Origin of the sequence: Pseudidiomarina aestuarii (genome assembly GCF_048263735.1) — a bacterium.
Lineage (GTDB): Bacteria > Pseudomonadota > Gammaproteobacteria > Enterobacterales > Alteromonadaceae > Pseudidiomarina > Pseudidiomarina aestuarii_B.
Map to the genome: position 1 here is coordinate 73706 of NZ_JBLXDX010000001.1, position 13683 is coordinate 87388.

At 49.9% G+C, this 13683-nt stretch carries 10 protein-coding genes; 1 reads left to right on the plus strand and 9 read right to left on the minus strand.

All coding sequences use genetic code 11. The features are described 5' to 3' along the window. Nucleotides 1-99 precede the first annotated feature (99 nt). Together ACN0S4_RS00345 and ppsA are read right to left on the minus strand one after the other, a co-directional pair. Entirely contained in the window at nucleotides 100-3144 is a 3045-nt protein-coding gene (locus ACN0S4_RS00345) for an FAD-binding and (Fe-S)-binding domain-containing protein (RefSeq protein ID WP_417656539.1), read from the minus strand. A gap of 22 nt (nucleotides 3145-3166) precedes the next feature. After that, a complete protein-coding gene (gene ppsA / locus ACN0S4_RS00350) occupies nucleotides 3167-5533 on the minus strand; it encodes a phosphoenolpyruvate synthase (RefSeq protein WP_417656540.1) in 2367 nt (788 codons plus the stop codon). A gap of 144 nt (nucleotides 5534-5677) precedes the next feature. Here ppsA and ACN0S4_RS00355 point away from each other — a divergent pair, with 144 nt between their 5' ends. Then, a complete protein-coding gene (locus ACN0S4_RS00355) occupies nucleotides 5678-6487 on the plus strand; it encodes a pyruvate, water dikinase regulatory protein (RefSeq protein WP_169929848.1) in 810 nt (269 codons plus the stop codon). A 48-nt stretch (nucleotides 6488-6535) separates the two neighbouring features. Here ACN0S4_RS00355 and ACN0S4_RS00360 read toward each other — a convergent pair whose 3' ends face one another. From ACN0S4_RS00360 to bioB, 7 genes are all read right to left on the minus strand, one after another. Beyond that, nucleotides 6536-7333, minus strand: coding sequence for a DUF1338 domain-containing protein (locus ACN0S4_RS00360; protein ID WP_417655772.1), 798 nt, complete (start codon nucleotides 7331-7333; stop codon nucleotides 6536-6538). A gap of 35 nt (nucleotides 7334-7368) precedes the next feature. Then, nucleotides 7369-8727 carry a class II 3-deoxy-7-phosphoheptulonate synthase gene (locus tag ACN0S4_RS00365; protein ID WP_417655773.1) on the minus strand — a complete coding sequence of 453 codons (1359 nt, stop codon included), beginning with the start codon at nucleotides 8725-8727 and terminating at the stop codon, nucleotides 7369-7371. A 64-nt stretch (nucleotides 8728-8791) separates the two neighbouring features. Further along, on the minus strand, nucleotides 8792-9667 hold the full coding sequence (gene htpX / locus ACN0S4_RS00370) for a protease HtpX (protein WP_417655774.1): 876 nt from the start codon (nucleotides 9665-9667) through the stop codon (nucleotides 8792-8794). A gap of 151 nt (nucleotides 9668-9818) precedes the next feature. Further along, nucleotides 9819-10547 (minus strand): dethiobiotin synthase, encoded by a 729-nt coding sequence (gene bioD / locus ACN0S4_RS00375; RefSeq protein ID WP_417655775.1) that lies wholly within the window; start codon nucleotides 10545-10547, stop codon nucleotides 9819-9821. Next, nucleotides 10540-11349 carry a methyltransferase domain-containing protein gene (locus ACN0S4_RS00380; protein WP_417655776.1) on the minus strand — a complete coding sequence of 270 codons (810 nt, stop codon included), beginning with the start codon at nucleotides 11347-11349 and terminating at the stop codon, nucleotides 10540-10542. The genes bioD and ACN0S4_RS00380 overlap by 8 nt, the downstream gene beginning before the upstream one ends. Next, the gene (locus ACN0S4_RS00385) at nucleotides 11346-12548 is read right to left on the minus strand and encodes an aminotransferase class I/II-fold pyridoxal phosphate-dependent enzyme (RefSeq protein WP_417655777.1); all 1203 of its coding nucleotides are present in this window, start codon (nucleotides 12546-12548) and stop codon (nucleotides 11346-11348) included. Before ACN0S4_RS00385 ends, ACN0S4_RS00380 begins: the two co-directional genes overlap by 4 nt. Nucleotides 12549-12551: 3 nt before the next feature. Continuing rightward, the gene (gene bioB / locus ACN0S4_RS00390; protein ID WP_417655778.1) at nucleotides 12552-13592 is read right to left on the minus strand and encodes a biotin synthase BioB; all 1041 of its coding nucleotides are present in this window, start codon (nucleotides 13590-13592) and stop codon (nucleotides 12552-12554) included. Nucleotides 13593-13683 lie beyond the last annotated feature (91 nt).

The window sequence follows — 13683 nt, forward strand, 5'->3', positions numbered from 1 at the left end:
TAACTACCGCAGTGGCAATAAAAAAAGCGACGTTTCAACGTCGCTTTTTTGTATCCAGTCTTTCTCTTGTCCTATTCACTATTCACTATTCACTTTCTCTTACACTACTCGACGCGCTAGTATTTGAATAGGATGTTCGACTGCTTGTCCTGCGAATCGCTTCACTTGTGATCGACACGAGAAGCCTGTTGCCACATGCCCGACGTCATCGCGCGCCAACGGCTCTTGCCAACTCATTTCAAACAGCCGTTTGCTCGTGTCTTGATGCGTTTGTTCATGGCCAAAAGTACCCGCCATACCGCAACAACCGGTAGCGGTCACTTCAAGCTCTAAATTCACGCGCTCGAATATATGTTGCCAGTGTTTCGCAGACTCCGGCACCGCTGTTTGCTCAGTACAATGCGACAGTAATTGCCATCGTTTATGGTCAAGTGTGTGATTCTCTGCTGACGATAACTTCTCACCATGTTGCATCAACCACGCTTGCACACCGTTGACAGTAAAGGTGAACGACTGGCCTGCCGGAGCAAACTGCCGATATTCATCTTGAAAGCACAAAGCCGTCGAGGAATCTAAACCCACCAGTGTAACATTAGCATCGGCCAACCGTTGCAACTGTGGTCCCACAGTCGCCACCGTTTTCGAAAATTCGTTCAGAAAACCTTTCACATGCTGAGCCTTACCGTTGCCGATAAAGCGCAACAGTATAGGTACGAAGCCCAGGGCTGCCGCAACTTGTCCAAACGCCTGTACGACCTTCGCATCATAAAAGCTGGTGAACGGATCTTGCACAATGACCACCGACTGCGCTAACTTCTCCGGTGGCTTTGCCAAAATTTCATCGACATCAGCCGTCAACCACTGCCATTGTTGACGCAATGCCGGAGTTGATAACCGCGGCGCATCCACATAACCCACCACCCGTTTTAAAAACCACTCAGTCACCGGATTATGCGTGAGGACGTTGCTCATTCGCGGTAATTTCGCTAGTAACGGTGCTAGACGCTCAACATCGCGAACGAGTTTATCTTTGGTAGGCCGCGCATAGCGCTGGTGATACCAGCTCAAGAACCGAGCTCGGAAATTGGGCACATCAACCTTAACTGGACATTGTGTCGCGCAAGCCTTGCACGCCAAACAGGTATCCATGGCTTGCTTCACTTCATGGTTAAAGTCATTCGGACTGAGGCGCGGTTTGAAACGATTTTCGAGCCAAGTGCGCTGCGGTGGTAAGCCACTCACATCCATGTCTTGCCCGCTATTCAGACGTAACCATTCACGAATTAACGTCGCTCGTCCTTTCGGCGAATATTGACGATTACCCGTTGCTTTGTAGGACGGACACATAGCCGACTCAGGCACATAGTTAAAGCACAATCCATTACCATTACAATTCATTGCCGGTTGATAGGCCTCGCGCATGGTAATCGGAATTTGCCGATCATAATGCCCGCGTAATTCAGCTTGTACGCCCTGCAACGACTCATCGCTGCCATATGGTGTCGCCAACTTACCCGGATTGAGCCGGTTCTCAGGATCAAACGCACGCTTCACTTTCTGAATTTCAGGATACAGCTCACCAAAAAACTTTGGTGCATACTCTGAGCGGTAGCCCTTACCATGCTCGCCCCACATCAGGCCGTGGTATTTAGCTGTTAGCTCAGCCACTTGATCACTAATGGTTCGAACTAGTGCTTCGTCGGTTGGATCAGTCATATCCAGCGCTGGCCGCACATGCAATACACCCGCATCAACGTGGCCAAACATACCGTAATGGAGTTGGTGGCTATCGAGAATGGCGCGAAACTCAAGAATGAAGTCCGCTAAATGTTCCGGTGGAACTGCGGTATCCTCAACAAAAGCAATCGGCTTGCGTTTCCCTTTCGTCGCACCCAATAGCCCTACTGCCTTCTTCCGCATGGCGTAAATGGTTTGAATGCTTGTGGCATCCGCACAAATTTGATAACCAATCAGTCCTTTGGGGTCCGCACTATTCAGCTGCGCATCAAGCGTGGCAATCAGTTCCTCGACCTTATCGTCAAGCAGCGTTGATTCCGTTGCAGTGAACTCAACCATGTTAATGCCGTTCATGGTTTGCCCATCGACATCCTGCAAATGCTCGGCAACCTGATGCCAAATGATATCTTCGCGAGCGAGATTTAAGACATTGCTATCTATGGTTTCTACGGACGTCGCTTGCGCTTTGACCAATGTTGGCGCATGCCGTAATGCGGCTTGGAAATCACTGTATTTAACATTCACTAAAACCTTGCAACGAGGTATGGGGGTCAAATTCAAGGTTGCTTCGGTCACGATCGCCAAGGTGCCCTCAGAGCCTGCAATCAACCGCGACAAATCAATAGTGTCCTGCTGCGGATCATAGCAATGCTTGAGGTCATAACCGGTTAGAAAGCGATTCAGCGGCGGGAACTTAGCGTCAATAGCCGGACGCTGCTCAACACAACTTTCAATGGCCTGTCGATACAGCGCAGCTTCTAGAGAGTCACCGGTTGCACGATTGCGAGCTTCAGACAACGGTACTGGAGCCGTTTGGATAACCTCACCATTGGTTAACACTGCCGTCAAACCGAGGATGTGGTCGCTGGTTTTGCCGTACACTAAGGAGCCCTGCCCGGACGCATCTGTATTGATCATGCCGCCAATAGTCGCGCGATTCGATGTCGATAAATCGGGAGAAAAGAAGAAACCTGATGGCTTTACACGATCATTGAGCTGATCTTTAATCACACCCGCCTGACACACCACTTGTGCGTTCTCGACATCGACCTTCAGCACTTCTCGCATGTGCCGACTGAGATCAATCACTAACCAATGCGTCAGCGATTGCCCGTTAGTGCCAGTTCCACCGCCACGCGGAGCAAACCGAATGGGGCGAAACTCATCCGACTGTGCCAACTGGAAAATGAGCTGAACCGCAGCGGTTGTCCGTGGATAAACAACACCTTGTGGGAGCCGTTGGTAAATACTGTTATCGGTAGCAGCAATCAAACGCTGACCATAAGTATTTTCAATGTCTCCCGCGAAGCCTTGTTGTTCAAGCTCAAGTAAAAAGCGTTGATACAGGCTGTCTGATCGCGTTTCACGGCGATCAGCCGGTGTATGTTCGGGTAACTGCTGAACCACGGACGCCAAGTTGGCTATGCTCCTACAACTGTTTGGCTAAATACAACCAAGTTTCGACAACGGTATCTGGATTCAGTGATACGGAATCAATGCCTTGTTCGACCAACCAAGCAGCAAAATCGGGATGATCAGAAGGACCCTGCCCACAAATACCGACGTATTTGCCTTTCTTCTTCGCTGCCTGAATAGCCATCGATAACATCGCTTTGACGGCTTCATTGCGTTCGTCAAATAAGTGCGCAATCACGCCAGAGTCTCGATCAAGACCCAAGGTGAGCTGCGTTAAATCATTCGAGCCAATTGAAAAACCATCAAAAATATCAAGAAATTGTTCTGCTAGTAAGGCATTCGACGGCAGTTCACACATCATAATCACGCGTAAACCGTTCTCGCCTTGATAAAGACCTTGCTCACGCAACAACTCGATCACTTGACGGCCTTCATCTAAGGTCCGCACAAACGGAATCATTATTTCAATATTGCGCAAACCCATGTCGTTACGAACCCGCTTAATGGCCTCACATTCCATCGCAAAACATTCGCGGAAGTCTTCTGAGATATAGCGTGAAGCACCGCGGAAACCTAGCATTGGGTTTTCTTCATGAGGCTCGTATTGGCGACCGCCTACTAGGTTGGCATACTCGTTCGATTTAAAATCAGACATGCGGACGATGACTCGCTCAGGCGCAAAGGCCGCACCTAACGTTGCAATGCCCTCAGCCAGTTTGCTGACATAATATTCGCGTGGGCTCGAGTAACCCGCCATAAAACCAGAGATTTCTTTCTGTAGTTCGGGTGTTTGTTGATCAAAGTTCAAGAGTGCTTTCGGATGCACACCAATCATTCGATTAATGATGAATTCCAGGCGAGCTAAACCCACACCCGCATGCGGTAAACCTGCAAAATCAAAAGCACGGTCTGGGTTGCCCACGTTCATCATAATTTTTAGCGGCAGATCCGGCATTGCACCAATATCCGATTGCGTCACATCAAACGACAATTCGCCGTCATAGATGAAACCAGTATCGCCCTCAGCACAGGACACCGTGACCGCTTGACCCGCAGCAATTCGCGTGGTCGCGTCGCCACAACCCACCACGGCTGGAATGCCGAGTTCACGTGCAATAATGGCCGCGTGGCAGGTTCGCCCACCACGATTCGTCACAATAGCGGCAGCCCGCTTCATGATCGGTTCCCAATCAGGGTCGGTCATATCGGTGACCAGAACATCACCGGGCTGCACTTGATCCATCTCTGAAATATCGTTCAGCACACGCGCCACACCCGCACCGATGCGTTGACCAATAGCACGACCGGTTGCGACCACTGCGGTCTTTTCTTGTAACGCATAGCGCTCGACTGACTGGCCTGACTTATTCGACTGGACGGTCTCTGGACGTGCTTGAACAATGTATAACTTGCCATCGATGCCGTCTTTCGCCCACTCGATGTCCATAGGGCGACCATAATGCTTCTCAATAATGACCGCTTGTTTCGCTAACTCTTGAACTTCATCATCAGAAATGGAGAAGGTTTGACTTAATGTAGGGTCAATATCGACAATCGCGGTTTGCTGGCCGTGCTCTTGGCTATCGGCATAGATCATTTGGATCTTTTTACTGCCGAGGTTACGGCGTAATACGGCTGGTTTCTTGCGTGCGAGTGTCGGTTTATGGACGTAGAATTCATCTGGGTTTACGGCGCCCTGCACTACCATTTCACCCAACCCGAACGACGAGGTAATGAATACCACATCTTCAAAACCAGATTCGGTATCAATGGTGAAGAGCACACCGGAAGCGGCGATGTCACTTCGGACCATACGCTGGATGCCAGCTGAAAGCGCAACGCCTCTATGGTCATAACCTTGGTGCACTCGATACGAAATCGCTCGATCGTTGAACAGCGATGCAAAAACGTGCTTGATCGCTTCCATAATGGCGTCAATGCCGCGCACATTCAGGAATGTCTCTTGCTGTCCTGCAAACGAGGCGTCCGGCATATCTTCCGCTGTTGCGGAGCTGCGTACCGCAAAACTCACTTCAGCATTGCCGTCGCTGAGTTGTTGATAGGCGTCGCGAATGGCTTGATCTAATGCAGGTTGAAAGGGTGTTTCAATAACCCACTGTCGAATTTGCTTACCAGCTTCTGCCAGTGCTTTGACATCGTTGGTATCAAGTGTATCGAGCAACGCGTAGATGCGATCATTCACACCGCTTTGCTCAAGGAATTCGTTAAATGCATCAGCGGTGGTGGCAAAACCATTTGGAACCGATACGCCGACTCCGGCCAGGTTGCTAATCATCTCACCTAACGATGCGTTTTTTCCACCAACGCGACCGACATCATTCATCCCTAATTGATCGTACCAAAGCACATAATCTTGCACGTTATTCTGCACCGTAAGTTTCCTCGTGAGTTAGACTAGAGTGCGACCTCACTGCGGCCACGTCGTTGGAAAAACTGCGGTTTATTTTACACGTTGCTATGGCACAAGTTAACATCCGAGACGAATTAACTGGGGATACTTTCTATGCGCACGGTATTTTATATTTCAGATGGCACTGCACGAACCGCTGAGGCCTTTGGTAAAGCGATGTTATCGATGTTCCCGTTGAAAGTGGAACATCGAACTCTGGCGTTTATTGATTCACCGGAAAAAGCAGATGCAGCCGTGAAACGTATTAATTCCGCCCATCAACAAAGTGGTGAACGGCCGATTATCTTTCACACCTTTGTGAGTGTGGATATCAAACGTATCATCACCGCCAGCCAAGGCAGCTGTTACGACTTCTTAGATTACTTTGTTGCACCACTAAGCCGTGAATTAGGTATTCCAGCCCAACCTAAGACGCATCGGACTCACGGTATTCAAGAGGACTATGACTTTCGTATTGAGGCCATCAACTACACGCTCGCCAACGATGATGGCAGCAATATTGCCGATTATGATGAGGCCGATATTATTTTGCTGGGCGTCTCACGCACGGGGAAAACACCCACAAGTCTTTATTTAGCCCTGCAATACGGTATTAAAGCGGCCAACTACCCCATTACCGATGATGATGACTTTGAGCATTTGCAATTACCGCGCGCACTGAAGCCGCATCGGCACAAAATTTTTGGTTTGACCTTAGAAGCCCAGCGTTTGCATGAAATTCGGAGTAAACGTCGCGAAGGCAGTAAATATGCGTCAATGCAACAATGCCGCTTTGAATTAAATGCAGTGGAACAGCTCTACCGCCGCGAGGCCATTCCATTTCTGGATAGCACCCGCTTCTCGGTCGAAGAAATTGCAGCGAAAATACTGAACGAAACCAATCTAGAGCGGCATCGCTACTAGCAAGTAACCAGTGAACAGTGAATGGTTAATAGCTAGTAGCGCTTACGATTATTTAGCGTTCGTGCTCTCGAAGATTTTGTCGGCTGAAGCTGCGACGAAACCAGTGTAGAGCTGATTTGGAGCAATTTCATAGCGCTTCGCGAACTCATAGAAGCAACTCGGAATCACTTTTTCCATATCACTGAAACGCACAGCCGTGTGATCAGCCAAGGTTGACGATTGCTCGAGGAATACTTCGCTAGAGCCTTTGATTTCGCCGCCCGAAGTGTTGAGTCGGAAGCCGGCATTCTTCAGTGTTTGGTTCACTTGTTCGAGTGAATCATAATCAGGCAATTCATTCACGTTGACCGTGAAATGGTTCGCACGGAAACCAAACGCAGCCATCCACGCTGCATACTCACTCTCTTCGAGGAGACGCTCATAATCCGTGCTGCTGATTTGCCAATGAGCGCCGGAATACAGGAAGTCTTCTGCTGTAACCGCAGTTGCAGGGACTTGGTCGACCAAGTTCTTGACGATGCGCTGCAGCTCTGGGGAAAAGCTTTCCACCAATAATTCACTGATGAAAATTTTCGGCAGGCGCGGGTCACTGTGCTCGTAATGCTTTGCCACCAAACGCTTTTCTTCAAAAACGTAATCGCCTTTTGCTTCATAGCCCATCGCAATAAAATGCGCGGCCAGAGCCTCTAAACCTACTGGAGCCAGGTTGAAGGTACGGAAGGCAACATGATCATTGATGATGTCGCGCCCTTTCCCTAAAACCTCGTGCACTTTTGCAGCAGAGGGAGTTAACTGAATGTAATCTTGCCAAAGGTTCTCAAAAAACTGCATCACAGATTGTGACATAGACTGCTTTAACCTCGAAACTGTCGACGATAGACTTAACCACGGCCATTGCGTGCATCACGCAAGGAATCCGCTACCAGAAACGCTAACTCAAGAACTTGATCGGCATTCAATCGAGGATCGCACTGTGTTTTGTAACGCTGCGTCAAATCATGTTCACTGATTTGATAAGCTCCGCCCGTACACTCAGTGACATCCTCACCCGTCATTTCGAGATGCACACCGCCCGGGTATGTACCCTCAGCCTGATGCACCGCAAAAAACTCACGTAATTCCGTATGAATCGCATCGAAATTACGCGTTTTCAGGCCGTTCTCAGCTTTGACGGTATTGCCGTGCATCGGGTCGCTCGACCACACCACATGCCGTCCTTCGGCTTTCACACGCCGCAGAATTTTCGGCAAGTTATTGGCCAAATTATTGGCACCCATGCGGGTAATCAGAGTCATTCTTCCCGGCTCGTTGAGCGGGTTTAGAATGTCTAACAAGCGAATGACGTCATCAGGTTCTGTTGTAGGGCCTATTTTAACACCAAGCGGGTTATGAATACCACGCATAAACTCGACGTGAGCGTGGTCAGGTTGCCGTGTCCGCTCACCTATCCACACCATGTGTGCAGAGCAGTCATAAGGTAGACCCGTGAGCGTATCAATACGTGTCAGAGCTTCTTCATAAGACAGCAACAAAGCTTCATGCGATGTGAACAATTGAGTTTCATGAATAGTTGCGTTGGTATCGGAATTGATGCCCAACACTTCCATGAATTGCAACGCCGATTGAATTTGCTCTGCTACCTCTAAATACTTTTCTTTCAGCGGATTAGCAGCCACAAAGCTCATATTCCACTTGTGTACTTTGTGCAAATCAGCCAAACCACCCTGCGCAAACGCCCGCAACAAGTTCAATGTTGCTGCCGAGTGGTGATAGGCTTGAATCATGCGCTGCGGATTAGGCTGACGCGCTGCCGCTGTAAAATCAGAACCATTGATGATGTCACCGCGGTAAATCGGTAGTTCCACCCCATTAATAGTTTCGGTACCACTGGAACGCGGCTTTGCGTATTGTCCCGCCATCCGAGCCACTTTGGTGACCGGACAAGAGCCTGCAAACGTCATGACAATCGCCATTTGTAAAATGACTTTGAACGTATCCCGAATTTTAGGTGCATTAAAATCAGCAAAAGACTCCGCACAATCGCCACCCTGCAGCAAGAAACCCTTGCCTTGACTGACTGCCGCAAGATTTTTACGTAACGCACGAATTTCCTCCGCGAAAACCAGCGGCGGAAATTGTTTCAACTGCTGCTCAACGGCTTGAAGTTCGCTTGGGGAAGCATAGTCGGGTTGTTGTAAAATTGGCTTTTCTCGCCAACTCCGCGAGTTCCAATTCGTCATGCGGTTTTCCTACTGCTTATATGAAAACACCAATGTACCGATTTCAGGCGCTTGTTACAACGCTTTAACGGCTATTTTCAAGCGCTTGAATACGTTTTTCCAACGGCGGATGACTCATAAATAATTCGCTGAACGAACGTTTACTTTGAATCCCAAATGCCATCATGGAGCCATCCAGTGTCGATTCTTGTGAACGCTGCAACCGCCGTAGTGCTGCAATCATCTTCTGCCGACCCACGAGTGTCGCTGCACCAGCATCAGCACGGAATTCACGCTGGCGTGAAAACCACATCACAATAATGCTCGCCAAAATGCCAAACACCACTTCCAATGCCATCACAATCCCAAAATAGGCAAAGCCACCGAGACCCTGACCACCGGACTGATTGCCACGTAACGCGTTATTAATAGCGCCAGCAATCACACGCGCGATGAATATCACGAAGGTGTTCACCACGCCTTGAATAAGCGTCAACGTCACCATATCGCCATTCGCAATATGACTGACTTCGTGAGCTAACACAGCTTCAACTTCGTCTTCACTCATGGCGCGCATCAAACCGGTACTGACGGCCACTAGCGAACTACTCTTGCTAGCGCCAGTGGCAAAGGCATTGGGCTCCGGAGAGTCATAAATTGCCACCTCCGGCATTGGAATGCCGGCCTTGCGGCTTTGTTCTTCAACCTTACGCAGTAACCATGCTTCAGTATTGTTCCGAGGTTGCGTGATGACATGCGCACCCACCGAGCGCTTCGCCAGCCATTTCGACAGAAACAGCGAGACGAACGCACCACCAAAACCAAACAGCGCTGCAAATATCAGCAGCCCTTGATAACCCGAAGGATCCAGGCCAAACGCTGGCATGATCAAATTCATGACCACACCAAAAACCACCAAAATAGCCAAGTTGGTGGCTAAGAATAAAACAATACGCAACATGCTGAGATCCTCATGCAAGACAACCGATACTGGAGATATATATGGCGATCTCGAATCTGCTTTTCAATTCCTTGATAATTATAATTTACGCTGGCATTTCTATTATCGGTTCACTGTTCACTATCAAGTGAACAGTGAATAGTGAACAGATTTATCGGCGAGTAAGGAGTTTGAATAGGTGTGTAGCTAGTGGCTGGAACGCGGTCTGGCTCGCTTCAGGGCATTCTTGGTATGTTATTTCACCGAGCAGTGGCGCGGCAATCGTTGCTTGCAAGGTTGCCAGATTTTCTGTGTAGCGCGCCATCGATTCGGGCTGACAGGTATTCGCCACCCACCCTAACAATGGCACGCCCCGTTGTTCGAGGCTTGCTACCGTGAGTAATGCATGATTAAGGCAGCCGAGGCGCATACCCACCACTAAGACCACAGGGATTTTGTGCTCGGCAATCACGTCTGCTAAGGAATCTTCTTGCAGCGGCAATAACCAACCGCCAGCGCCTTCTACAACCAATAGTCGTTGTTTCGCGATGGCTCGAGCGCGTTGTTCCCTTAGCAAGGTAGTTACCCGCTGAACGGTCAAATCAACGCCCTCTTCTTGCGCCGCAATGTGCGGGGCAATTGCAGCTCGCAGGCAGATAGGATTAACTTCGGTATAACTGGCATCGTCCGTACACGCATTGCGGAGCGCTACGGCATCCTCATTCACCCAACCGTCAGCGGTGTACTCAGCGCCAGCTGCGATCAATTTGCTGACCGCACACGATACTCCTTGGCGCTCTAGTTCACGAACGAGCCCCGTGGTGACGAAAGTCTTACCAATTTCGGTATCTGTACCTGTAACAAAAATAGAATCATACTTGAGTTTTTGTAATTCACTCATTTGTTTTAAATACCTTTATGAGTCCAATATTCCATTCTAACTGAATAAAACCCTGTTCATTTCGATAAGGTTCTAATGCAGCCTCAACTGCCGCTAACCAAGCTCGGGAACGCAAGCCATTCGCATGTCTCGCCGTGTAATTTGCACCGATGCCGCGTAAGTGAGCGAACATATCTCGTGCCGAGGCATAACTGTAATGAAACTCATGTTGGGTCAACTGATGACGCGTCGATTCCAGTGCGCTTAAGGCTCGTTGCACCTCAGCAACTTGCAGAAAGCGATTGCTATGTTGCCCGCCATCAACCAGCCGCATCACCGTTGCTAACGGCTCTAATGACCCAGCGAGTACTGTCGTTGCGAGTACATAACCGCCACTGCGAAGTGTCCGGGTCAATTCCGCTAAGGTTTGCTCAAGATTGGTACACCATTGCAACGTCAAATTACTGTAGATGCAGTCTACCGATTGCTCGGTAATCGGCAGTGCATCGGCATCCGCACAAATGAACTGATTTGCTAGTGCACTATGTTCCAGACGCGCTTGGGCTATCATGCTCGGCGCAATGTCGATACCGAGGTAGTGCTCACACCGATTCGCCAGATATGCGCTCGCGACTCCAGGTCCACAACCAACATCAAGCACTGCGCTGGTTGGCGGGAGTGGCAGTGCCTCAAACTCTTGTTGCAGTAATGCTGCGCAATCACGTTGCAAATGATTGTGTTGCTGATAGCTCTGAGCCGCACGGTTAAAATGCTGGGCGATGCGGCGCTTATCAAATGCGAGGACTGCTTCTGCATCACTCATGACCGCAACTCCACGCGCGCGGCCAAACCATCGATTGCGGCAGCCAACCTATCCACCAAATGCGTCACGTCAGACGGTTGATGCGCGGCAGTTAAGGTAATGCGTAAACGTGCAGTATGCTCCGGGACTGTCGGGGGTCGCATGGCCGTGCACCAAATGCCAGCCTCACGAAGCTGGTCGGCGACCCACAGGGCATCCGCGTCGGCGCCAATAATCACGTGTTGAATCGCAGTACTGCTTGTAGCCACAGGTAAACCACGCTGTTTCGATAAATGCTGAAAGCTTTGAATCGTTTCGGCAAGTCGTTGTCGTAAACGCTGCCCCTCGTCACCCACAATGAGATCCACTGCAGTGTGGATGGCTGCAGCTTGCGCCGCCGGGAATTGAGTGGAATACACAAGCTCACGACAGTAGTTCGTTAAATAGTCAGCCACCTCTTGGCTGGTGGCCACAGCTGCACCAGCAACGCCTACGGCCTTACCGAACGTCAGCGTGAGCAATGGCACTTGCTCCGCACTGAACGTACCGCCAATACTTAATCCATGTTCACCTTGAGTCCCAAAGCCATGGGCATCATCCAGCCACAGGTCGCGCTGGACGCCTTTGGGAATTGTTGCGTTCAGAAGTTCCTGCACCGGCGCTTGATCACCATCCATACTGAATACACTTTCAGACAACACTAAGACCGACGTATTTTGTTGCTGTTGCGCAGAAACCTGACTCAAGCGTTGCTCATAAGCATCCACATCGTTGTGTTGAAATCGCTGCAGTCGCACCCCAGAGAGCCACGAGGCATGCACTAGTTTGTCAGCGAGAATGGCATTGTAATGAGGAGCTAAGGTTTGCAAAACACCGTGATTGGCAGCGAAACCCGAGGAAAATAATAGAACTTGCTCACGGTTTAGGTATTCCGCTAAACAGCGTTGCAAATTCGTGTGGGGTTGCGACAAGCCAGTGACCAAGGGCGACGCTCTACCGCCACTGCCATAGGTTACTACCGCGTCGGCAAACGATCGCTTAACCAACGGATGATCACTGAGCCCCAAATAGTCATTGCTGGCAAAGTTGACAAACCGGCGGCCATCAGCAGTTTCCACGAATCGCGCATCGGCACGAACGAATTGGGGCAACTGCCGCCAGCGTTGCAATTGCTCGCGTTGCTGTCGCGCTTGTTGCAACCGCGCGCGAATGGCGACCATGGCTCAACTCACTTCATAATAACGAACAGGTTGTTCTTGTTCAGCCACCGCATCGGCAATCACCGCCTCTTGCACAGCATCACTGTAATCTTCGTGTTGCAGTGCATGCAGTCCTAACCGCTCAAACAATTGCTGATCTTTGTCGGCTTCAGGGTTCGGCGTAGTCAGTAGCTTCTCACCGTAGAATATGGAATTGGCGCCAGCCATAAAGCACAAGGCTTGTAGCTCATCATTCATGGTCTCGCGCCCAGCGGACAGTCGCACAAACGACTTTGGCATGAGAATACGCGCAACCGCAATAGTACGGACGAATTCAAACGGATCCAGATCGTCTAAATTCTCAAATGGCGTTCCTTTCACCTTAACCAGCATGTTGACGGGAACACTTTCCGGATGTGCCGGTAAGTTAGCCAACTGCTGCAATAATCCAGCTCGATCGCGACGGCTCTCGCCCATACCGACAATACCACCCGCACACACTTTCATTCCCGCCGTTCGCACGTTCTCCAGCGTCTGCAGGCGGTCTTGATAGGTGCGTGTTGTGATCACATCACCATAAAACTCCGGTGACGTATCGAGGTTATGATTGTAGTAATCGAGACCAGCTTCACGCAGCGCTTCCGCTTGATGGGGATTGAGCATACCTAGTGTCATACAGGTTTCGAGTCCTAAAGCTTTCACACCTTTGACCATCTCAATGACATAGGGCATATCGCGGTCTTTTGGATTGCGCCAGGCGGCACCCATACAGAAACGACTGGCACCCTGAGCTTTCGCCGCTTCAGCTTCTTCCAGCACTTTCTCCACTGCAAGCAACCGTTCCCGATCCAAGCCTGTGTTGTAGCGCGCACTTTGTGGACAATATTTACAGTCCTCTGGGCACGCTCCCGTTTTTATCGACAAGAGTGTGCTGACTTGAACCGCGTTTGGATCAAAGGTTTCACGATGAACGCTCTGTGCCCGAAATAACAAATCGTTAAATGGCAACGCGAATAGCGCCTCAATTTCTTGGCTACTCCAGTCGTGACGAACGGCACTGGTCATGGGAACTCCTTGCTACGAAAAGGTGATGCGCTTCAAGCACGATACTGAGTGGACTAGTTTAGGGGCATTACGTACACTGTCAACTTATTGA